Genomic DNA, 20465 nt, shown 5'->3' with positions numbered 1-20465 from the left:
CGTTCGATTCAGGCCGGGATGTTCGGGATCAGCGTGGCGCGGGCGTAGACGGTCTCGCCCTCCTTCAACTGCAGCGCCTCGCTGTCACCGCGGGTGACCTGAGCGGCGAACAGGTCACCGGTGGCCGCGTTGCGGAGCTCGACCCGCACCTCGAAGCCGAGATGCACGACGCGTTCGACCGTCGCACGGGTGACGCCGGCCGACTCCGCGGTCCCCGCCTTCTGCGCAACCGCCATGCTGGGGTCGCGGCCGACGCGGATGTCGTGCGGGCGCACCAACTGCCCGTTCAGCTTGGCGACCGGGCCGAGGAACGACATCACGAAGTCGTTCGCCGGGCTGTCGTAGAGCTCGCGCGGGGTGCCGACCTGTTCGATCCGGCCCTTGTTGAGCACCGCGATCCGGTCGGCGACGTCGAGCGCCTCCTCCTGGTCGTGCGTGACGAGCACGGTCGTCACGTGCACCTCGTCGTGGAGACGCCGAAGCCAGGTGCGCAGGTCCTCGCGGACCTTCGCGTCGAGGGCACCGAACGGCTCGTCGAGCAGCAGCACCTGCGGGTCGACCGCGAGCGCGCGGGCCAGGGCCATGCGCTGACGCTGTCCACCGGACAACTGCGCCGGGTAGCGGTGCTGGAAGCCGTCGAGCCCGACGATCTCCAGCAGCTCGTTGACCCGCTTGTCGATCTCCGTCTTCGGACGCTTGCGGATCTTGAGGCCGAACGCGACGTTGTCGCGCACCGTCATGTGCTTGAACGCCGCGTAGTGCTGGAAGACGAACCCGATGTCGCGCTTCTGCGGCGGCACCCCCGTCACGTCCTTGCCCGCGATCGTGATGGAGCCGGAATCGGGATGCTCGAGCCCGGCGATGGACCGCAGGAGCGTCGACTTGCCGGATCCCGACGGTCCGAGCAACGCGGTCAGCGATCCCGACGGAATGTCCAGGGTGAGGTTGTCGAGCGCGGCGAAGTCGCCGTAGTTCTTACGGGCGCCGATCACCGAAATCATGCGTTGCTCCTCTTGCGGTCCAGCAGCGTCATCAGCAGCAGCGTCACCAGGGCGATGCCCATCAGCAGCGTCGCCGCGCAGTACGCGCCGTAGGTGTTGTGGTCGTCGATGTAGCGCGAGTGCACCAGCAGGGTCAGTGTCTGCGAGACGCCGGGGAAGCCCGACGACACCATGATCACGGCGCCGAACTCGCCGAGCGAGCGGGCGACGGTCAGGACGATGCCGTACGTCAGACCCCAGCGGATCGCGGGCAGGGTGATCCGCCAGAACGTCTGCCACTTGGAGGCGCCGAGCGTCGCGGCGGCCTGCTCCTGCTCGTCGCCGATCTCGTGCAGCACCGGTTCGACCTCACGAACGACGAACGGCAGCGTCACGAAGATCGTCGCCAGCACCATGCCGGGAAGCCCGAAGATCACCCGGAACCCGAGCGAGTCCAGCCCGCCGAACCAGCCGTTGACACCCCACAGCAGGATCAGCGACACACCCACGACGACCGGTGAGACCGCGAACGGCAGGTCAACCACCGCCTGCACCAGTCCGCGACCGGGGAACCGGCCACGGACCAGCGCGAGGGCGGTAATCACGCCGAAGATCACGTTGATCGGCACCACGATCGCCACGATCAGCAGCGACAGGTTCAGCGCCGAGATCGCCGCCGGGGTGGAGATCGCCTCGAAGAAGCTGACGATGCCCCTTTCGAACGTGCGCCACAGGATCACCCCGATGGGCACGAGGAGCAGCAGCACCAGGTAGCCGAGGGCGACCACCCGCATACCGAGGCGGGTCGGGGTCGAGACGTTCATGCCGTCTGCTCCTCACGTCGCTGGCTGCGGCTCGCGAGGATGCGCAGCACGAACAGCGTCACGAACGCGATCGCCAGCAGCGCCACCGACACCGCGGCCGCGTTGACGGGCCGGTCGATCTCGATCTGCTGCTGGATGTACTGCGACGTCATCTGGGTCTCGCGAGGGATGTTGCCGCCGATCAGGACGACGGACCCGTACTCACCGATGGCTCGGGCGAACGCGAGGCCGGCACCGCTGATGATCGCCGGGGTCAGGGTCGGGAGCACCACCTTGCGGAAGATGGTCCAGTTGCTCGCGCCCAGCGATGCGGCGGCCTGCTCGACCTCACGGTCGGTCTCGATCAGCACCGGCTGCACCGACCGGACCACGAACGGGAGGGTGACGAACGCGAGCGCGACGACCAGTCCGGGCTGGGTGGCGTTGAGCTGCACGCCGATCGGACTGTTCGGCCCGTACAGCGACAGCAGCACGATGCTGGCGACGATGGTCGGCAGCGCGAACGGCAGATCGATCAGGGCGTTGACGAAACGCTTGCCGGGGAACTCGTCGCGCACCAGCACCCACGCGATGAGTGTCCCCATCACCACATTGATCAGTGCCACCACGACCGACACCCAGACGGTGACGCGCAGCGACGCGAGGGCCGCGGGGCTGGTGATCGCGTCCCAGAAGCCGCTGAGGCCGTCCTCGAACGAGGTGACCGTCAGCGCCGCCAGCGGCAGCAGCACGATCACGCTCAGCCACAGCATCGTGATGCCGATGCCGAGCGGCCCGACGGTGCCGGTGACGGTGAACCATCGGCGCCTGCGGCGGGTGGGTGGGGTGGACGCGCTCGGCGTCGCGGACGAGTCTTCGGACTCGGGGCCGGGTCCGCCGATCTCGGACACCGATCCCCCCGTCGTAGTGGTACTGGTCACGGTGAGACTACTTGCTCGCGGCGTCGTAGATCACGGCGATCGACCCGGTGTCCTTGGCGAACAGCGAGGCGTCGACGGCCTTCCAGCCGCCGAGGTCCGCGATGGTCCACAGCTTCGCCGGAGCCGGGAAGTCGGCGGCGAACTTCTCCGCGACCGCCGGGTCCACCGGCCGGAAGCCGGCCTCGGCCCACAGGGTCTGCCCCTCGGTGGTGTAGAGGAAGTCCTTGAAGGCGTTGGCCTGCTCGAGGACCTTGCTGTTCTGGATCACGGCGACGGGGTTCTCGATCTTGAAGGTCGTCGGCGGGGTGACGTGCTCGACCGGATCGCCGTTGCGCTCTGTGAAGATCGCCTCGTTCTCGTAGCTGATCAGCACGTCACCGGTGCCCTGCAGGAAGGTCTCGGTCGCCTCCCGGCCCGACTTCGGCTGCACCTTCACGTGATCGGTCACGAGCGCGTTCACGTAGTCCAGACCGGCCTGCGGGTTCTTGCCGCCGTCGCTCTTCGCCGCGTACGGGGCGAGCAGGTTCCACTTCGCCGAGCCCGAGCTGAAGGGGTTGGGGGTGACGACCTCGACGCCCGGCGCGAGCAGGTCGTCCCAGTCCTTGATGCCCTTGGGGTTGCCCTCGCGCACGACCAGGGTGACGACCGACCCGAACGGAATTCCGTTGTAGGCGTCCTTGTTCCAGTCGGCGCTCACCAGGCCGGCGTCGACGAGGCGGGTGATGTCGGGCTCGACCGAGAAGTTGACGACGTCGGCCTGCGCGCCGTCCTTGACCTTCCGCGACTGGTCACCGGACGCACCGTAGGACTGCTGGAAATCGACGTTCTTGCCGGCTTCGGTCTCCCGGAACGCCGGGATCACCTTGTCGAAGCCGGGCTTCGGCACGGCGTAGGCGTACAGGCTGACGGTGCCGCCGCTGCCGTCACCGGAACCGCTCTCGCCTCCCCCGGCCACGTCACTGGACCCGCCGCTGCACGCGGTCAGGGCGACGGCTCCCGCGGTGACAACGGCGGCCAGGAGGCCGAAACGGGAGATGCGGGCACGAACGCTCATCGAGATGCCTTTCACGATTCGCCGCGCGGGGCGAATGGGGGGACGGGGGTCGTCGAGACCGCCGTGAACGCCGCGGCCGGGCGGCTGCGTTCACGGACACGAAGTGTGAGGAAGGTGCCCGCTGCGTGGGGCGAACCGGCCGGCGCGATGCACAACGGCGGAGGGGATCAACAACAGTCGATGTCGGCGACTGCGAGCATGCCGACAGCGATCAACGCCAATTCATGGCGGACCTGGTGTACGGCAGTGGCAGACACGCCGACGAATCTAGCAGAGGTCGGGTGACGGATCTAACCCGGCGGCCGCCGGGGGGCGCGTCAACGGGTCAGCAGCCAGCCGATGAGGACGAGGACCAGCAGCGCGATGAGCATCAGGGTGACGCGAGACCGGGGCATCAGCGCTCACCCGCCGCGACGACCTCCGCCGAGACCTGGTCCCGGTCGCGTCCGAGCAAGGCGAGCGCCCGCGCCAGCGCCACGTCGAAGATGCGCGCGACACCGTATGCGGCAGGCATCGCGACCGCCATCACCAGCAGCAACTGCGGAACGTAGGGCAGACCGATGACCCACAATTCAAGGCCGTCCCACCAACTGGCGATCTGATTCACGCCCTCACCCTACGCGGGCGCGTCTGCGGTGGACGACGGCGCCCACCGCGCCCATGATGTGGAGATGACGGCCACCGAACACGATGTGAACGGGCTGAGCACCGGCACCGACGAGTCGCTCTCCGCGAACCTGCCTGCGACGGTCGAGACCTCGACGCACCGCAGCAGGTTTCCCCCGATCGACGACTACGCGTTCCTTTCGGACTGCGAGACGACGTGCCTGATCGCGCGCAACGGTTCGGTGGAGTGGATGTGCATCCCGAGGCCGGACTCGCCGAGCGTGTTCGGCGCGGTGCTGGACCGCAGCGCGGGTCATTTCCGGATCGGCCCGTACGGACAGAACGTCCCGGCGGCCCGCCGGTACCTGCCGGGCGGGCTCATCGTCGAGACCACCTGGCAGACCGAGACCGGGTGGCTGATCGTCCGCGATGCCCTGGTGATGGGTGCGTGGCACAACAACGACCAACGGTCGCGCAGCCACCGCCGCACCCCGACCGACTGGGACGCCGAGCACATTCTGCTGCGCACGGTGAAATGTGTCAGCGGCGTGGTTGAGCTGGAGATGAGCTGCGAGCCCTCGTTCGACTACCACCGGACACCGGCGAAGTGGGAGTACACCGGCAAGGTCTACGAGGAGGCCACCGCGACCTGCGACGGCAGCGCGATCGGCGCACACCCGACGCTGCGCCTGACGTCCAACCTGAAGCTGGGCATCGAGGGCCGCGAGGCGCGGGCCCGCACCCGGATGAAGGAGGGCGACAACGTCTTCGTTGCGCTGTCGTGGTCGGATCTGCCTGCGCCGCAGACGTTCGACGAGGCCGCCGACAAGATGTGGACGACAGCCGAGTGCTGGCGCCAGTGGATCACCATCGGCCGCTTCCCCGACCACCCGTGGCGCGGCTACCTGCAGCGCAGCGCCCTGGCGCTGAAGGGACTGACCTACGCCCCGACCGGCGCACTGCTCGCCGCGTCCACCACGTCGATGCCGGAAACGCCGGGTGGGGAGCGAAACTGGGACTACCGCTACGCGTGGGTGCGGGACTCCACGTTCGCGTTGTGGGGGTTGTACACCCTGGGACTCGACCGGGAGGCCAACGACTTCTTCGCGTTCATCTCCGACGTGTCGCAGTCCGACCACGGACACCCCGACTCGCTGCAGGTGATGTACGGGATCGGCGGCGAGAAGACGCTCGAGGAATCCGAACTCGACCACCTGTCCGGCTACGACGGTGCCCGCCCGGTCCGCATCGGCAACGGCGCCTACAACCAGAAGCAGCACGACATCTGGGGCACCATGCTCGACTCGGTGTACCTGCACGTCCGCTCCCGTGACCAGGTGCCGGACGCACTGTGGCCGCTGCTCAAACGCCAGGTGGAAGAGGCGATCAAGCACTGGCGGCAACCGGATCGCGGCATCTGGGAGGTGCGCGGCGAACCGCAGCACTTCACCTCGTCGAAGGTGATGTGCTGGGTGGCTCTCGACCGGGGTTCGAAACTCGCTGCGCTGCACGGCGAGAAGTCGTACGCGCAGCAGTGGTCGGAGATCGCGGACGAGATCAAGGCCGACGTCCTCGAGCACGGCGTCGACGAGCGGGGGGTGTTCACCCAGCGGTACGGGCACCCGTCGCTGGACGCCTCGCTGCTACTGGTCCCGCTGCTGCGCTTCCTGCCCGCCGACGACCACCGCGTCCGCGCCACCGTGCTGACCATCGCGGACGAGCTCACCGAGGACGGCCTGGTGCTTCGCTACCGCGTCGAAACCACCGACGACGGACTGTCCGGCGAGGAGGGCACGTTCACGATCTGCTCGTTCTGGCTGGTGTCCGCACTCGTCGAGATCGGTGAGCTTGCCCGCGCGAAGCGCCTGTGCGAGAGGCTCCTCGGCTTCGCGAGTCCCCTCAAGCTGTACGCGGAGGAGATCGACCCCCGCACCGGAAGGCATCTCGGCAACTTCCCGCAGGCGTTCACCCATCTGGCGCTGATCAACGCGGTGGTGCACGTCATCCGCGCCGAGGAGGCCGGCGACACCGGAGCCTTCCAGCCCGCGCACTCCCCCATGTGAGCCCACCCGCCCGCCCCGCCACCCCCCAGCCCATTCGACCGAATGTGGCCCTCGGTCACTTCAAGTGACGGAATGCCACATTCGGTCAGATGGACGGGGGTGTGCCAGGGGTCAGGAGAAGCGGGACAGGAGCCGCTCGGCGTCGGCGGCGATCTGCCGCACCACCTCGCCCGCGGGCCGCACGTCGCGCACCAGGCCGACGGCCTCGCCCGCGTACACCACGCCGCGGCGCGGATCGGCGGCGTCGTACTCCTGCTCCAACTTCTCGACCGGCGTGTCGGTGCCGTGGAAGTCGCGGGTGAAGTCGTTGGCGATGGCCCGGCCGCCCCACCGCTCGGGCCACGGCTGGTGCCGCGCCCGGTCGAACACCTCGGTGTAGACGGTGTCGGCGCTGCCTGCGTCGACGACCGCGGTGCGCGCGTAGTCGGGGCCGACGGTCTCGGGACTGGCCAGCAGGGCGGTGCCGATCAGTGCGCCCTGCGCACCGGCCGCGATCACCGCCGCCAGGCCGCGGCCGGTGCCGATGCCGCCGGCCGCCAGGACCGGCAACTCGGTGGCGTCGAGCAACTCCTGGAGCAGCGGGAGGGTGCCGATGCGCCCGGTGTGCCCGCCGGCCTCGCCGCCCTGGGCGATGACGACGTCCACGCCGGCGCGCTCGACGACCCGCAGATCTTCGAGCGTGTTCACCTGGGAGGCAACGAGAATCCCGGCGGCGTGCGCCCGCTTCACGTACGGCGCGGGATCGCCGAACGACAGGGTCAGCAGTGTCGGGTTCTCGTCGATCGCGGCGCCGAGGAGGGTGTCGTCGTCGTCGAGCGACCACGTCATCAGGCCGATGCCGACCCGACCGCCGCGCTCACGCGCGACCGCCGCCTCCGACGCGATCCACTCCGGTGTCGTGTACCGGGCCGCGCCGAGCATGCCGAGGCCACCGGCCTTCGACACCTCGCCGGCCAGCGCGCCGCCGGCGCGTCCACCCATCGGGGCGCCGAGGATCGGCACCTCGAGTCCCAACGTCTCCGTCAACCAGGTCTCGAGCATCGTTCCCCTCTCGGCTGCGACTCCGCCGCCCGTGAGTCTTTGCGGCCCGGGGGCGGACCAGAAGGACTCACGGGCGCGCAGCGCCTACTTCTTGGGCTTGTCCGCGACCGACTCGTTCGACAGCGCCGCCACGAAGGCCTCCTGCGGGACCTCGACCCGACCGATGGTCTTCATCCGCTTCTTGCCCTCCTTCTGCTTCTCGAGCAGCTTGCGCTTACGGCTGATGTCGCCGCCGTAGCACTTGGCGAGCACGTCCTTGCGGATCGCGCGGATGTTTTCGCGGGCGATGATCTTCGAGCCGATCGCGGCCTGGATCGGCACCTCGAACTGCTGGCGCGGGATCAGCTCGCGCAGCTTGGTGGTCATCTTGTTGCCGTAGGCGAAGGCGGCGTCCTTGTGCACGATCGCGCTGAACGCGTCGACGGCCTCGCCCTGCAGCAGGATGTCGACCTTGACGAGCGCGGCCTGCTGCTCGCCCGCCTCCTCGTAGTCGAGGCTGGCGTAGCCCTTGGTCCGAGACTTGAGGGCGTCGAAGAAGTCGAACATGATCTCGCCCATCGGCAACGTGTAACGCAGCTCGACACGCGTCTCCGAGAGGTAGTCCATGCCACCGAGCTCGCCGCGGCGGCTCTGACACAGTTCCATGATCGCGCCGGTGTATTCGCTCGGCGCGATGACGGTGCACTTGGCCATCGGCTCGTACACCTCGCGCACCTTGCCCTCGGGCCAGTACGACGGGTTGGTCACCTCGTGCTCGGAGCCGTCCTCCATGATCACGCGGTACACCACGTTCGGCGCGGTGGAGATGAGGTCGAGGCCGAACTCACGCTCGAGGCGGTCTCGGGTGATCTCCATGTGCAACAGGCCGAGGAAGCCGCAGCGGAAGCCGAAGCCCAGCGCCACGGACGTTTCCGGCTCGTAGGCCAGCGCGGCGTCGTTGAGGCGCAGCTTGTCCAGCGCGTCGCGCAGCACCGGGTAGTCGGAGCCGTCCATCGGGTACAGACCGGAGTAGACCATCGGCTTGGGGTCGCGGTAGCCGGTCAGCGGCTCGGTCGCGCCGTTGCGGAAGGTGGTGACGGTGTCGCCCACTCGGGACTGGCGCACGTCCTTGACGCCGGTGATGAGGTAGCCGACCTCGCCGACGCCGAGGCCGACGGTGGCCTTGGGTTCGGGCGAGATGATGCCCACCTCGAGCAGTTCGTGGGTGGTGCCGGTCGACATCATGGTGATCTTCTCGCGGGGACGGATCTTGCCGTCCACCACTCGCACGTAGGTGACGACGCCGCGGTAGGCGTCGTAGACAGAGTCGAAGATCATCGCGCGCGCCGGACCGTCCGCGTCGCCGACCGGCGCGGGCACCTGCTTGACGACCTCGTCGAGCAGCTCCTTCACACCGACACCGGTCTTGCCGGAGACCCGCAGCACGTCCTCCGGCTCGCAGCCGACGATGTGCGCGATCTCGGCGGCGTACCTGTCCGGGTCGGCCGCGGGCAGGTCGATCTTGTTGAGCACCGGGATGATGGTGAGGTCCTTCTCCATCGCCAGGTACAGGTTGGCCAGGGTCTGGGCCTCGATGCCCTGCGCGGCGTCGACGAGCAGCACCGCACCCTCGCATGCCTCGAGCGCGCGGGAGACCTCGTACGTGAAGTCGACGTGGCCCGGCGTGTCGATCAGGTGCAGGACGATCTGTTCGGTGGTGCCGTCCTCGTTCTCGACGGTCCACGGGAGCCGCACGTTCTGCGCCTTGATCGTGATGCCGCGTTCGCGCTCGATGTCCATCCGGTCGAGGTACTGCGCGCGCATCGCGCGCTCCTCGACGACCCCGGTGAGCTGCAGCATCCGGTCCGCCAGCGTCGACTTGCCATGGTCGATGTGCGCGATGATGCAGAAGTTCCGGATCCGCGACGGATCCGTGAACGTCGTCTCCGCGAAGTTGCTGCTCAAGCCCAATTCCCTCATCTCACTCGCGCACCTGTACCGACCCGGTCCGGTCGCCCGTCCCGCACTGGTCCCGCACCGGGACGACGTCCGCCGCGTCCCGTGCCCTCCCATCATCCCTTGACGGCAGGTGCGCGTACACATCGAGGGTCACCACCGGTGACTTCACTGCGCGGGGACCGCACGTCCGGCGGTCCGGGGTCGAAGGTGGGCCGTGAGGTCAGGGCGTCACGATGGCGAAGTCCGGGTCGGGCGCATCGAGATAGCCGACCAGCTCGACCAGCTTGCCGGCGTCACCGTCGACCGCCACCTCCTGCGCCGCGATCATGGCGTCGAGACCGCGGCGGCCGAGCAGGGCGTCGTGCAGATTCTGTCGGGTCAGGGTGAACGCGACATCGGGTGCGGGCATTTCGCCGTCCACGTCGAAGTGCACCAGCACCCCGTTGCGGAGCTGGGTGCGGTGAGTGAGCGCGGGATCCGTCAGATGCCAGTCGATCGTGATCCTCGCTGCCCAGGCGCGCGGCCCGTCGACCCGCAGCGAGATCGCGTCGAACAGCTGCTCCACGTTGAGCGCCGCGGAGATGTCCTGGGATGCCGTGACGGTGGGGGTTCCGATCGCGCCGTGGCGCAGTTCGTAGGCGCCCATGAGGAAGAAGTTCCGCCACGTGCCGTTCTCGGACCCGAATCCGAGTTGCTCGAGGGTGTCGGCCTGCAGCGCCTTCGCCTCGGCGTTGTCCGGATCGGCGAAGATCACATAGTTCACCACCTGTGCGACCCAGCGATAGTCACCCGCGGCGAACGACTCGCGGGCCTTGTCCAGGACCGCCTGCGCACCGCCCATGAACTCGACGTGCCGCTGCGCCGCGTCGACAGGCGTGTGCTGCCACAGGGTCGCGGGGTTGCCGTCGAACCAGCCCATGTAGCGCTGGTAGATGGCCTTGACGTTGTGGCTGACCGAACCGTAGTAGCCGTGTGTGTGCCACGCCTGCTCGATCGCGGGCGGGAGCTGAATCTCCTCGGCGAACTCGATTCCCGTGACGCCCTTGTTGATCGCCCGCAGCGTCTGGTCGTGCAGGTAGCCGTACAGGTCGCGTTGCAGGGACAGGAACTCGGTGAGCCGCTCGGTGCCCCAGGTCGGCCAGTGGTGCGAGGCGAACAGGACGTCCGATTCCGCCGCGTACTTGTTGATCGACTCCGTCAGGTACTTCGCCCACACGTGCGGGTCACGGACCAGCGCACCACGGAGGGTCAGGAGGTTGTGCAGCGTGTGCGTGGCATTCTCCGCCATGCACAGGGCTCGCCGGTCCGGGAAGTGGAAGTTCATCTCCGAGGGCGCCTCGGTGCCGGGTGTGAGCTGGAACTCGATGCGCACGCCGTCGAGCACCTCGGTCTGCCCGGTCCGGCCGATGTCGACGGTAGGCGTGATGAGGGTCGGTGTCCCCGTCGAGGTGGTCGGTCCGAGACCGGCGCCGACCGCTCCGTGCGGCCCGCGCGGCAGCGCGGCGCCGTACATGTAGGCCGCCCGCCGCCCCATGGCGGTGCCGGCGTACACGTTCTCCGCCACCGCGTGCTCGACGAATCCGGTCGGCGCAAGGATGGGGCAGCGCCCCGCGGCCACATCCTCCTCGGTGGTGACGCCCTTGACTCCGCCGAAGTGATCGATGTGGCAGTGCGAGAAGATCACTCCCGTCACCGGCCGTTCACCGCGGTGCTCGCGGTACAGGGCCAGCCCGGCGGCGGCGGTCTCGGCCGAGATCAGGGGGTCGATCACGATCACCCCGGTGTCGCCCTCGACCAGGGTCATGTTGGACAGGTCCAGCCCGCGAATCTGGTAGATCCCGTCGGCGACCTCGTACAGCCCCTGCATCGCGCACAGCTGGGACTGCCGCCACAGACTCGGATGGACCGTTGGCGGGCAGTCCTCGTCGAGGAACGCGTATCCGTCGCTGTCCCACACCACCTCGCCGCTCGCGTTCGTGACCACCCCGGGTTCGAGCGCCGCGACAAAGCCGCGTCGGGCGTCCTCGAAGTCCTGAACGTCGCCGAACGGGAGCTCTCGGGACGCGCTCGCGTTCCCGTTCTGGACAGTCGCGGTGGCATCGCTGCTCATGGCATCTCTCCTCGTGATTCCTCGGGGCTCGATGCGAGCATGTCACCGGCGACGATCCGGTGCCCTCATCCAGACCGGATGAATCGGTGCCGTGGCGGGTGCCCATCCGACCGGACCGCACCCGTCGCTAGGTTGGAGGCATGGCTTCGAAGTGGACGCGGATCGGCAGGCAACTCGGCGACATCGCACTGCGTGAGGGCCCGCGGCTGCTGAAGGGATTGCAGAAGTCCGGGGTGCTGCCCCGGGCGAAGACCGCGGCGCCGGAACGAAAGCCGGTCCGGCCCGGGCGCCCGGTGTCGTCGACCTCGGCCCCGACGGCGCACCGCGCCCGCACCGTCGCGTATGCACCGGACCTGGACGGCCGCGCCGATCCCGGCGAGGTCGTCTGGACCTGGGTCGCGTACGAGGAGGACGCGGGCAAGGGCAAGGACCGGCCCGTGCTCGTGGTCGGACGCGACGGCGAGACCCTGCTCGGCCTGATGCTGTCGTCGAACTCGGACCGGGAGGGCCAGCGCAACTGGCTGGCACTGGGTGCCGGCGCCTGGGACGGCGAGCACCGCCCGAGCTGGGTGCGACTCGACCGGGTCCTCGACGTCCCCGAGGCCGGGATCCGCCGTGAGGGCGCGATTCTCGACAAGGGCCGTTTCGACAAGGTCGCCGCCCGGTTGCGCCGAGACCACGGCTGGTCCTGACACGAACGCGGATCGGGCGCCGGCCAACAGTGGCCGGCGCCCGATCATCGGTCGCGAAACGAGTTGTCAGTCGTGGAGCCGGTCGAAGCGTCCGAACAGCGAGCGGTAGGCGAACGCGCCCAGCGCACCACCGATCAGCGGGAACACGATGAAGGCCCACAGCTGAACCGGCGCGCCGTCCTGGTACCAGGCGACGGCGAAGCTGCGCGCCGGGTTGACCGAGGTGTTGTCGATCGGGATCGACATGATGTGGATGACGGCGAGGGTGAAGCCGATCGCGATGCCGGCGAGCGGCACGTCGGACAGTTGGTCGGTGGACGCGAGGACCACGAACACCAGCAGCGCGGTGAGCAGGATCTCGATCACGATCATCGCGCCGATCCCGTAGCCGCTCTGCAGGACGCCGCCGAGCGGCCCCTGGATCGCGGACGGGCTGTGGTCGCCCCATCCGTTCGCGCCGAGCCCGTTGGTCGCCCGATCGTAGGAGGGCAGGCTCTTGGCGACCGCGAACAGCACCACACCGGCGACGAGACCGCCGAGCACCTGGGCGCCCACGTACATCAACGCCTTCACGGCCTCGATGCGGCCGATCAGGAACTGGCCGAACGTGACCGCCGGGTTGACGTGGCAGCCGGACACCGGGCCGATCGCGTAGACCAGGAACGCCAGGGTCAGACCGAAGGCGAGCGCGACACCTAGATTGCCGACCTTGCTGCCCGCGATGACGGCCGTGCCGACCGAGACGAACACCAGCACGAACGTGCCGATGCCTTCAGCGACGTACTTCTTGGCATCGGAAAAGTGTTCCTTCTCGGAGATTTCCTGTGCTGTGGGAGACATGTGCCACCTTTTTGCTGCGTCGAAGACGGAACGGGAATAGCTCCGGTCGGACGCTACGCGAGACGTACCATCTCCACAACGACATCGAGGTCTGTCGAGCCGCCTCCCGAGTAGATTCCCTTGAGCGGCGGCACGTCCGCGTAGTCCCGCCCGACGGCAACCGACACGTGCTGCTCGTTCACCAGGACCGCGTTCGTCGGGTCGTATCCCCACCACGACCCGGTCCATGCCTGAACCCAGGCATGTGACTCGGCACTGACCGCCTCCCCCAGTGCCGCATCCGGATTCGGATGCAGGTAGCCGGACACATATCGACTGGGAATTCCCATGGCACGCAGCAGAAGCAAGGTCAGGTGCGCGTAGTCCTGACAGACCCCGCGTCGCTCCTCCCACGCCTCCAGTGCGGAGGTGTGCACGCCGGTCGCTCCCGGCACGTACGACATCTGCTCGTGCACCCACCCGGCGGCCGCGACGACGGCGTCGGCGGGCCGGTTCTCGCGGCGCAGACGCTGCGCGACCTCGTCGAACCGGTTGCCGGCGGGGACGTACGCGGTGCCGCACAGGTATTCGCCGTACTGGTCGCGAATGTGATCCTCGCCCAGCCGATCCCAGCCGACGGTGTCCGCAGGGATCGTGACGGCCTCGGTCTCGACCACCGACGAGCCGGTGACGGCGAGCGTGGTGTGCGGGGCGTGCAGGTCGAACGCGGTGACCGCGGTGCCCCAGTAGTCGGTGTAGCGGTACGCCCGGGTGGCGGGCACCGTCTCGACCCGGTTGTGGATGACGTTCTGCCGCGCGTCGCTGCGCGGCGTCAACCGGGCCTCGTTGAACGACGACGTCACCGGTGCGTTGTACGCGAATCCGGTGGTGTGCACCACCCGCAGTCGCCAGGTCATCGCTCCCCCTCCACTCCCGCGGCCACCCCGGCCCCGGCGTCGGTCCACGCCACCCAGGGGGCGGAGTGGAAGTACTGCTGCGCGATCGCCTCCCCCAGGGTGCGGCAGGTGTTCTGCAGCGCGAGCAGGCGCAGTTGCAGGTCCTCCATCACCACCCCGGGCGGCAGGAACTCGAGCTCGCTTCGGGCCCGCCCGAGGATGCGCTGCGCCTCGTCGCGGGTCCCGACCCGGCTGTGCGGGTGGGTGTCGAGCTGGTCGAGGCACAGCTCCGCCTGCCGGATCGCGTGGAACACCGACCGCGGGAACAACCGGTCGAGCAGGATGAACTCGACGACGCGGTGGGCGTCGAGAGCCCCGCGGTAGGTGCGCAGGTAGGTGTCCTGGGCTCCGGCCGACCGCAGCACCGTCACCCAGGCCGGGGAACTGTTGCGGTCCCCGGCACGCGAGAGCAGCAGTCGCACCAGCATGTCGACCCGCTCGACGGAGCGGCCGAGCAGCAGGAAGCGATAGCCGTCGTCACGACTGAGGGTGGAGTCGGCGAGGCCGGCGAACATGGCGGCGCGGGTCTCGACGTAGGCGAAGAACTCGTGCGGACCGAGCCTGCGCGCGGCCCTCTCCCGTTCGGCGAGACCGTGATACGTGGTGTTCAGGCACTCCCACATCTCGGTGGACGTCACTTCCCTTGCACCGCGGGCGTTCTCCCGTGCGCGCGAGAGCGAGTCGACGATCGAGCCCCCTCGATCCCTACCGAACGCGACCAGATCGGTGAGCGACCACACGTCGAGCGGACCTTCCGGCGTGTCGATGCCGAGCACCCGAAGCAGCAGCCGTGACGACCGGTCCGGGTCGACGGTGGAGTCCTCGAACAGCTGGTGGACCGCGACGTCCAGGATCCGGGCGGTGTCGTCGGCCCGCTCGACGTACCTGCCGATCCAGTACATCGACTCCGCGTTACGTGCGAGCATCGGGGCCCACCGCCTTCCCGTCCGACCCGGCCGCCGCTCGTTGTCTGGCGTTTTGCTGCTGCTGTTGCTGCTGCTGTCCGGCGGACAGTTCCGGGCCGAGTTCGCTGTGCCCGGGCCGGACCGGCTCCCCGACCAGTTCGCCGCCGCCGAGCTCGCGTTCGGTGTCGGGGACCCGGCCGGCCAGCACCCAGGTGTCCTTGCTGCCGCCGCCCTGGCTGGAGTTGACGACGAGCGACCCCTCCGGCAGCGCCACCCGGGTCAGCCCGCCCGGCAGCACCCACACGCCCTCGCCGTCGTTGACGGCGAAGGGGCGCAGGTCCACGTGTCTCGGCGCGAGGACGTCCCCGACCTTGGTCGGCACGGTGGACAGCTGGACCACCGGCTGCGCGATCCAGCCGCGCGGGTCGGCGCGGATCTTCGCGGCGACCTCGGCGAGTTCCCGACGCGAGGCGTCCGGCCCGAACACGATGCCGTAGCCACCGGACCCCTCGACCGGCTTGATCACCAGCTCGGCGAGCCGGTCGAGGACCTGCTCGCACTCGTCCGGCAGCCAGCACCGGTAGGTGTCGACGTTCGCCAGCAGCGGCTTCTCGCCGAGGTAGTACTCGATGATCGAGGGCACGTACGTGTAGACCAGTTTGTCGTCACCGACCCCGTTGCCGACGGCGCTGGAGATGACGACGTTGCCCGCCCGGGCCGCGTTGAGCAGCCCGGCGACGCCCAGGACGGAGTCGGGCCGGAAGTGCATCGGGTCGAGGAAGTCGTCGTCGATGCGGCGATAGACGACGTCGACCTGCCGCTCCCCCTCGGTGGTGCGCATGTAGACGACGTTGTCGCGGCAGAACAGGTCCCGACCCTCGACGAGTTCGACACCCATCTGCCGCGCCAGCAGCGAGTGCTCGAAGTACGCGGAGTTCGCGATGCCGGGGGTCAGCACCACCACCGTCGGGTCCGCGGTGTTGACCGCGGCCGACGCCCGCAGCGCCCGCAGCAGTTGTGCGGCGTAGTCACCGACGGCCCGCACCCGGTGCGAAGAGAACAGGTCGGGAAACACCCGCGCCATGGTGCGGCGGTTCTCCATCACATAGGACACCCCGGACGGGGACCTGAGGTTGTCCTCGAGCACCCGGAAGGTGCCGGTGGCGTCGCGGACGACGTCGATGCCTGCGACGTGGATCCGGACGCCGTTGGGAGGCACGATCCCGGCAGCCTCGCGGTGAAAGTGTTCACACGAGGTGACGAGACGTTTCGGGACCACCCGGTCACGCAGGATCTCCTGGTCTCCGTACACATCGGCGAGGAACATCTCCAGCGCCCGGACGCGCTGGGTGATGCCCCGCTCGAGGGTGGCCCACTCGCGTTCGGCGATCACCCGGGGCACCAGGTCCAGCGGGAACGGCCGCTCCTGCCCGGAGAGGGAGAAGGTGACCCCCTGATCGACGAACGCCCGGGCGAGCGCGTCGGCGCGGGCGGCGAGATCGGCGGCGTTCGACGGCTCGAGGGCAGCGAAGATCCCCTCGTAGGGTGGCCGCACGGCGCCGCCTGCATCGAACATCTCGTCGTAGGCGAGGGCGTAGCGGCCGATGTCGGTGTATCCGTCGAACACGTCCCCGGCCCCGGTTCCGGGGACTGGTTTCGTGACTGTTCGGGCGTTCATCCGCCCATGGTCCGCCAGCGGCAGCCACCCGGCAGCGCGCACGGTAACGTGCAGGTGAGCAGCCTGAAACAACTGCGTTTCCGGCACCTGGCAACGGCCGGGAGCGACCCGCGGTTTGGGTCATCAGGTTCGGCACTGGTAACGTGGCCTGTCGGTGCACATACGCACCCGAAGCTTTCTCAACCAGAAAACCAGCGAAGACGACAGGATTTTACGCGTGGCCAACATCAAGTCCCAGGTGAAGCGGATCCGTACCAACGAGCGTCAGCGACTGCGCAACCAGTCGGTGAAGTCCTCGCTGCGTACCGCGATCCGTTCCTTCCGCGAGGCTGCTGCCGCGGGCGACAAGGACAAGGCCAACGAGCTCCTCGTCTCCGCCAGCCGCAAGCTCGACAAGGCTGCCAGCAAGGGCGTCATCCACGCCAACCAGGCTGCCAACAAGAAGTCGGCGCTCGCGCTGGCTGCGAACAAGCTCTGACCTAAACGTCATCGCTGGAGACCGCCCGGTCCTCGATCGGGCGGTCTTTTCGCATGTCCGGGGCCCGGGCCGGACATGCGAAAGACCGGTCAGCCGCGCAGCTCGGCGACCCGGCGGACGGCGTACTCCACCGCGTAGTCGGCGTCGGCCGCGGCACCCTTGACGTCGGCGTTGAGCTGGGCCACCACCTCGAGCGCCGAACCGAGGGTCTCCGGCCGCCAGCCACGCGCCTGCGCCTGTGCCTTCTTCACCTTCCACGGGGCCATGCCCAGGCCCGACGCCATCCGGAACGGGTCGCCGCGGCCGGCCGAGTCCACCCGGGCGATCGTGTGCACGGCGTCGGCGAGGGCGTCGGCGAGCAGCACGTGCGGCACTCCCCGAAGCATCGCCCAGCGCAGGGCCTCAAGTGCCCCGGACCGGTCGCCCGCGACCGCCAGTTCCGCGACGTCGAATCCGGACACCTCGGCCTTGCCGGAGTAGTACCGCTGCACCGCCGCGGCGTCGATCTTCCCGCCGGTGTCCGCGGCGAGCTGTGAGCAGGCCGCGGCGAGCTCGCGCAGGTCGGAGCCGACCGCGTCGAGCACCGTCTCGATGACCTCCGGGGACACCCTCACCCCGGCGGCCCGGAACTCGGACCGCACGAAGTCGGCGCGTTCCGTCGGCTTGAGTTTCGCGCACTCGTGCACCTGGGCGCCCGACTTCTGCAGCGCACCGACCATCGCCTTCGCCCGGCCTCCCCCGGAGTGCAGCACGACGATCGTGAACCCGTCGGGTGGCGCGGCCGCGGCGTCCAGCACCAGGGTGACCGCATCCTTGCCTGCCTCGGCTGCGGCCTCGAGGACGATGACCTTGTCCTCGGCGAACAGTGACGGGCTGAGCAGTTCCGCGAGTTCGGCGGGACTGGTGTCGCCGGTCCGCAACCGGCTGACGGGCACGTCCTGGGGATTGTCGGATGCCGCGCGTACCTCCGCGACGATCGCGGAGACGGCGCGGGCGACGAGGAATTCCTCGTCACCGAGAACGAGATGCAGCTGTGCGGGAGCGGCGGAGGTCACCACACGATCCTGTCACGCCCGGCCGACGCGTCGGCGCCGGCGGTGCGTGACGGCGACACCCCCGCCCGCGCCGCGGCTGACCGCGACGTCGCCGCCGCGGTCGGTGCGCGCGACGGTGGCGCCCATCTCCTGCAGGGTCCTCAGGATCCCGGGGTTGGGATGGCCGAAGGTGTTGTCGGCGCCGACCGAGACGATCACCAGCCGCGCCCCGACCGCGCGAAGGAACTCCGGTGTGGTGGTGCGCGAGCCGTGGTGTGGAAGTTTGAGGATGTCCGCGGCGACCGGGACCCGGTCCCGCAGCAGATCCCGCTGTCCGTCCGCCTCGACGTCCCCGGTGAGCAGGATCCGGCCGGCGACGGTGTCCACGGACAGCACCAGCGACTGGTCGTTGGCGGCGGCGTCGCCGTCGCCGGGGTCGCGCGGCGCGGGCAGGGTCGGGCCGAGCACCCGGAATGTGAGTGCCCCCGCCGTCAGCGTCTGCCCGGCCCGCGCCTCGACCACCGGCACCCCCGCCGCCGACGCCTGCCGCTGCACCTGGCCGAACCCCTCCTCCGGCAGCCGCATCGGGCCGGTCACCACGCCGCCCACCGACCGCCCTCGCAGCACCCCGGGCAGTCCGTCGATGTGGTCCGCGTGCAGGTGGGTCAGCACGACGGCGGCCACCGATCGCGCGCCGAGACGGTGCAGACAGTCGTCGACCGGTCTCGGTTGTGGCCCCGCGTCGACGACCACCACCGACCCGTTCCCGGCGTCGAGCACCAACGCGTCGCCCTGCCCGACGTCGCACGCCACCAGCACCCAGCCGCGCGCCGGCCATCCCGGCCACAGCATCCGGACCGGCAGCCACACCAGGGCCACCCCGAGCAGCACCGCGGCGAGCAGGACCCGCAGCCGCCGCACGGCGATCGCCGTCACCGCGGCGACCACCACGGCGGCGATGACCGCGAACCCGATCGCACCGGACGGCACCGAGACCGACGCGCCGGGGAGGGCCGCCGACGTCCGCGCCACCCACAGCAGCCACCACAGCAGCGGCGCGGTGACGTGGGCGGCGAGCGCACCCAGGGGAAGCCACGCCGTGCCCGCCGCCGCGACCACCGCGCCGATCACCGTGACCGGGGCGATGACCGGCGCGACCGCGAGGTTCGCCGCGACGGCCACCGTGCTCACGGTGCCGGCCATCGCGGCGACGAGTGGCACCGTGACGGCGTGCGCGGCCACGGCCACCGCGACCGCCTCGGCCGCCACCCGCGGCCAGCCGCGCCGCTGCAGCCACCGCGCCCAGCGCGGCGCCACCAGCACCAGCGCTGCGGTCGCGGCCACGGACAGTGCGAAGCCGAAACTGACTGCCAGGTCCGGGTACAGGGCGAGCAGCGCGATGACCGCGGCGCCGAGCGCGGGCATCGCCTGCCGCCGCCGGCCCACGACCATCGCCAGCAGGACCACCGCCCCCATCGCGGCGGCCCGCAGCACACTGGGCGACGGCCGCGCGAGAATCACGAAGCCCACCAACGCGATTCCGGCGACGACGGCGGTCGTGCGTGGCCCGAGCGCGAGCGCGCGGGTCAGCAGCAGCACCGCACCGAGCAGAATGCTCACGTTGGCGCCCGAGACCGCCGTCAGGTGGCTCAGCCCGGCGGCGGTGAAGTCGTCCTCCACCAGTTCCGGCAGAGCGGTGGTGTCGCCGACGACGAGTCCCGGCAGCAGTCCCGCGGCGTCGGGCGGCAGGGACCGCGCCGATGCCGCGGCGAACCGGTCCCGCACGTGTCCGGCGGCCCGCTGCGCCCAGGACGGCTCCCCGAGCAGGCGGGGTGGGCCGGTGGCGCGGACCACCGCGACGGTCAGGTCGGCGCGCTTCGGTTTGCTCACCGCGCCACGCAGTTCCACACGCCGGCCGGGCAACAGATCCTGCCAGCCGTCGGACGGGGCGAACACCAGGACCGCGCCGCCCACCTCGACCGCGCCGGTGCCCCGCCCGATCGTCCGCAACGCGGCCCGCACCATCACCGTGCCCCCGCGCGCGGACCGGACCGGCTCGGGATCGCCCCGGGTGTCGACGGTGAGGGTGACGTACCCGCCGCGGTCGGCGAGGGGATGCGTCGCGACGGCGTGTGCACGCACCGCGGTGGCTCCCGCGAATCCGGCGCCGACGAGCAACGCCGCGACGGCGGTTCCGCCCAGCGCGGACCACCGGCCGCGACGGGCGATCAGCCCGATCGCCACCGCACCCGACGTGGCGACGACCGCCACCCACAGTGCCGCACGCCAGCCGGCCACGAGTCCGATCGCGGTTGCGGCCCAGCACATCACCGCGGACGGCAGCAGCCGCAGGTCGATCGGACGGGC

18 protein-coding genes are annotated in these 20465 nt (G+C 69.8%); 3 read left to right on the top strand and 15 right to left on the bottom strand.

The window, feature by feature from the left end; translation table 11 throughout:
* Positions 1 to 8: 8 nt before the first annotated feature.
* From ACWEPG_RS11725 to ACWEPG_RS11700, 6 genes are all read right to left on the bottom strand, one after another.
* The gene (locus tag ACWEPG_RS11725) at positions 9 to 1001 is read right to left on the bottom strand and encodes a sulfate/molybdate ABC transporter ATP-binding protein (RefSeq protein WP_452594423.1); all 993 of its coding nucleotides are present in this window, start codon (positions 999 to 1001) and stop codon (positions 9 to 11) included.
* Positions 998 to 1804 carry a sulfate ABC transporter permease subunit CysW gene (gene cysW / locus ACWEPG_RS11720; RefSeq protein ID WP_450112155.1) on the bottom strand — a complete coding sequence of 269 codons (807 nt, stop codon included), beginning with the start codon at positions 1802 to 1804 and terminating at the stop codon, positions 998 to 1000. Before cysW ends, ACWEPG_RS11725 begins: the two co-directional genes overlap by 4 nt.
* Positions 1801 to 2724, bottom strand: coding sequence for a sulfate ABC transporter permease subunit CysT (gene cysT, locus ACWEPG_RS11715; RefSeq protein WP_450112154.1), 924 nt, complete (start codon positions 2722 to 2724; stop codon positions 1801 to 1803). The genes cysW and cysT overlap by 4 nt, the downstream gene beginning before the upstream one ends.
* Before the next feature lie 7 nt (positions 2725 to 2731).
* Entirely contained in the window at positions 2732 to 3778 is a 1047-nt protein-coding gene (locus ACWEPG_RS11710) for a sulfate ABC transporter substrate-binding protein (RefSeq protein WP_450112153.1), read from the bottom strand.
* A 167-nt stretch (positions 3779 to 3945) separates the two neighbouring features.
* A complete protein-coding gene (locus ACWEPG_RS11705; RefSeq protein WP_354003507.1) occupies positions 3946 to 4035 on the bottom strand; it encodes an Ms4533A family Cys-rich leader peptide in 90 nt (29 codons plus the stop codon).
* A 137-nt stretch (positions 4036 to 4172) separates the two neighbouring features.
* Positions 4173 to 4385, bottom strand: a complete 213-nt coding sequence (locus tag ACWEPG_RS11700; RefSeq protein WP_450112152.1) for a hypothetical protein — start codon at positions 4383 to 4385, stop codon at positions 4173 to 4175.
* A gap of 64 nt (positions 4386 to 4449) precedes the next feature.
* Here ACWEPG_RS11700 and ACWEPG_RS11695 point away from each other — a divergent pair, with 64 nt between their 5' ends.
* A complete protein-coding gene (locus ACWEPG_RS11695) occupies positions 4450 to 6447 on the top strand; it encodes a glycoside hydrolase family 15 protein (protein ID WP_450112151.1) in 1998 nt (665 codons plus the stop codon).
* Between the two features lie 111 nt (positions 6448 to 6558).
* Here ACWEPG_RS11695 and ACWEPG_RS11690 read toward each other — a convergent pair whose 3' ends face one another.
* The 3 genes from ACWEPG_RS11690 to ACWEPG_RS11680 all read right to left on the bottom strand — a co-directional run bounded on the left by ACWEPG_RS11690 (position 6559) and on the right by ACWEPG_RS11680 (position 11536).
* The gene (locus tag ACWEPG_RS11690; RefSeq protein ID WP_452594422.1) at positions 6559 to 7488 is read right to left on the bottom strand and encodes an NAD(P)H-dependent flavin oxidoreductase; all 930 of its coding nucleotides are present in this window, start codon (positions 7486 to 7488) and stop codon (positions 6559 to 6561) included.
* Between the two features lie 84 nt (positions 7489 to 7572).
* A complete protein-coding gene (gene lepA, locus ACWEPG_RS11685; RefSeq protein WP_450134340.1) occupies positions 7573 to 9447 on the bottom strand; it encodes a translation elongation factor 4 in 1875 nt (624 codons plus the stop codon).
* Between the two features lie 199 nt (positions 9448 to 9646).
* Positions 9647 to 11536 carry an alkyl/aryl-sulfatase gene (locus ACWEPG_RS11680; RefSeq protein ID WP_452594421.1) on the bottom strand — a complete coding sequence of 630 codons (1890 nt, stop codon included), beginning with the start codon at positions 11534 to 11536 and terminating at the stop codon, positions 9647 to 9649.
* Between the two features lie 140 nt (positions 11537 to 11676).
* On the opposite strand from ACWEPG_RS11680, the gene ACWEPG_RS11675 reads away from it, so the two are divergent.
* On the top strand, positions 11677 to 12228 hold the full coding sequence (locus ACWEPG_RS11675; RefSeq protein WP_450112147.1) for a type II toxin-antitoxin system PemK/MazF family toxin: 552 nt from the start codon (positions 11677 to 11679) through the stop codon (positions 12226 to 12228).
* Between the two features lie 66 nt (positions 12229 to 12294).
* On the opposite strand, the gene ACWEPG_RS11670 is transcribed toward ACWEPG_RS11675, so the two are convergent.
* The 4 genes from ACWEPG_RS11670 to ACWEPG_RS11655 are packed head-to-tail and all read right to left on the bottom strand — an operon-like array spanning position 12295 to position 16586.
* A complete protein-coding gene (locus tag ACWEPG_RS11670) occupies positions 12295 to 13068 on the bottom strand; it encodes an aquaporin (RefSeq protein WP_450112146.1) in 774 nt (257 codons plus the stop codon).
* A 53-nt stretch (positions 13069 to 13121) separates the two neighbouring features.
* Positions 13122 to 13964, bottom strand: a complete 843-nt coding sequence (locus tag ACWEPG_RS11665) for a transglutaminase family protein (protein WP_452594420.1) — start codon at positions 13962 to 13964, stop codon at positions 13122 to 13124.
* Positions 13961 to 14929 carry an alpha-E domain-containing protein gene (locus ACWEPG_RS11660; protein WP_450112144.1) on the bottom strand — a complete coding sequence of 323 codons (969 nt, stop codon included), beginning with the start codon at positions 14927 to 14929 and terminating at the stop codon, positions 13961 to 13963. The genes ACWEPG_RS11665 and ACWEPG_RS11660 overlap by 4 nt, the downstream gene beginning before the upstream one ends.
* A complete protein-coding gene (locus ACWEPG_RS11655; RefSeq protein WP_452594419.1) occupies positions 14916 to 16586 on the bottom strand; it encodes a circularly permuted type 2 ATP-grasp protein in 1671 nt (556 codons plus the stop codon). The genes ACWEPG_RS11660 and ACWEPG_RS11655 overlap by 14 nt, the downstream gene beginning before the upstream one ends.
* 217 nt (positions 16587 to 16803) lie before the next feature.
* On the opposite strand from ACWEPG_RS11655, the gene rpsT reads away from it, so the two are divergent.
* Positions 16804 to 17064 carry a 30S ribosomal protein S20 gene (gene rpsT, locus ACWEPG_RS11650; RefSeq protein ID WP_387469975.1) on the top strand — a complete coding sequence of 87 codons (261 nt, stop codon included), beginning with the start codon at positions 16804 to 16806 and terminating at the stop codon, positions 17062 to 17064.
* Positions 17065 to 17153: 89 nt separating this feature from the next.
* On the opposite strand, the gene holA is transcribed toward rpsT, so the two are convergent.
* Together holA and ACWEPG_RS11640 are read right to left on the bottom strand one after the other, a co-directional pair.
* Complete coding sequence (gene holA / locus ACWEPG_RS11645; protein WP_452594418.1) at positions 17154 to 18122, bottom strand: DNA polymerase III subunit delta; 969 nt, start codon at positions 18120 to 18122, stop codon at positions 17154 to 17156.
* A 9-nt stretch (positions 18123 to 18131) separates the two neighbouring features.
* A complete protein-coding gene (locus tag ACWEPG_RS11640; protein ID WP_452594540.1) occupies positions 18132 to 20426 on the bottom strand; it encodes a ComEC/Rec2 family competence protein in 2295 nt (764 codons plus the stop codon).
* Positions 20427 to 20465: the final 39 nt, after the last annotated feature.

It is taken from the genome of Rhodococcus sp. NPDC004095, assembly GCF_053604015.1.
Note: the sequence above shows the minus strand (reverse complement) of the source record. Positions and strands in the feature narration are given on the sequence as shown.

Bases quoted from the DNA above. Each gene is read 5' to 3' on its own strand.
- ACWEPG_RS11725 (WP_452594423.1), bottom strand. From the start codon at position 1,001: ATGATTTCGGTGATCGGCGCCCGTAAGAACTACGGCGACTTCGCCGCG.
- cysW (WP_450112155.1), bottom strand. From the start codon at position 1,804: ATGAACGTCTCGACCCCGACCCGCCTCGGTATGCGGGTGGTCGCCCTC.
- ACWEPG_RS11710 (WP_450112153.1), bottom strand. From the start codon at position 3,778: ATGAGCGTTCGTGCCCGCATCTCCCGTTTCGGCCTCCTGGCCGCCGTT.
- ACWEPG_RS11695 (WP_450112151.1), top strand. From the start codon at position 4,450: ATGACGGCCACCGAACACGATGTGAACGGGCTGAGCACCGGCACCGAC.
- ACWEPG_RS11690 (WP_452594422.1), bottom strand. From the start codon at position 7,488: ATGCTCGAGACCTGGTTGACGGAGACGTTGGGACTCGAGGTGCCGATC.
- lepA (WP_450134340.1), bottom strand. From the start codon at position 9,447: ATGAGGGAATTGGGCTTGAGCAGCAACTTCGCGGAGACGACGTTCACG.
- ACWEPG_RS11680 (WP_452594421.1), bottom strand. From the start codon at position 11,536: ATGAGCAGCGATGCCACCGCGACTGTCCAGAACGGGAACGCGAGCGCG.
- ACWEPG_RS11675 (WP_450112147.1), top strand. From the start codon at position 11,677: ATGGCTTCGAAGTGGACGCGGATCGGCAGGCAACTCGGCGACATCGCA.
- ACWEPG_RS11670 (WP_450112146.1), bottom strand. From the start codon at position 13,068: ATGTCTCCCACAGCACAGGAAATCTCCGAGAAGGAACACTTTTCCGAT.
- ACWEPG_RS11665 (WP_452594420.1), bottom strand. From the start codon at position 13,964: ATGACCTGGCGACTGCGGGTGGTGCACACCACCGGATTCGCGTACAAC.
- ACWEPG_RS11660 (WP_450112144.1), bottom strand. From the start codon at position 14,929: ATGCTCGCACGTAACGCGGAGTCGATGTACTGGATCGGCAGGTACGTC.
- ACWEPG_RS11655 (WP_452594419.1), bottom strand. From the start codon at position 16,586: ATGAACGCCCGAACAGTCACGAAACCAGTCCCCGGAACCGGGGCCGGG.
- ACWEPG_RS11640 (WP_452594540.1), bottom strand. From the start codon at position 20,426: ATGTGCTGGGCCGCAACCGCGATCGGACTCGTGGCCGGCTGGCGTGCG.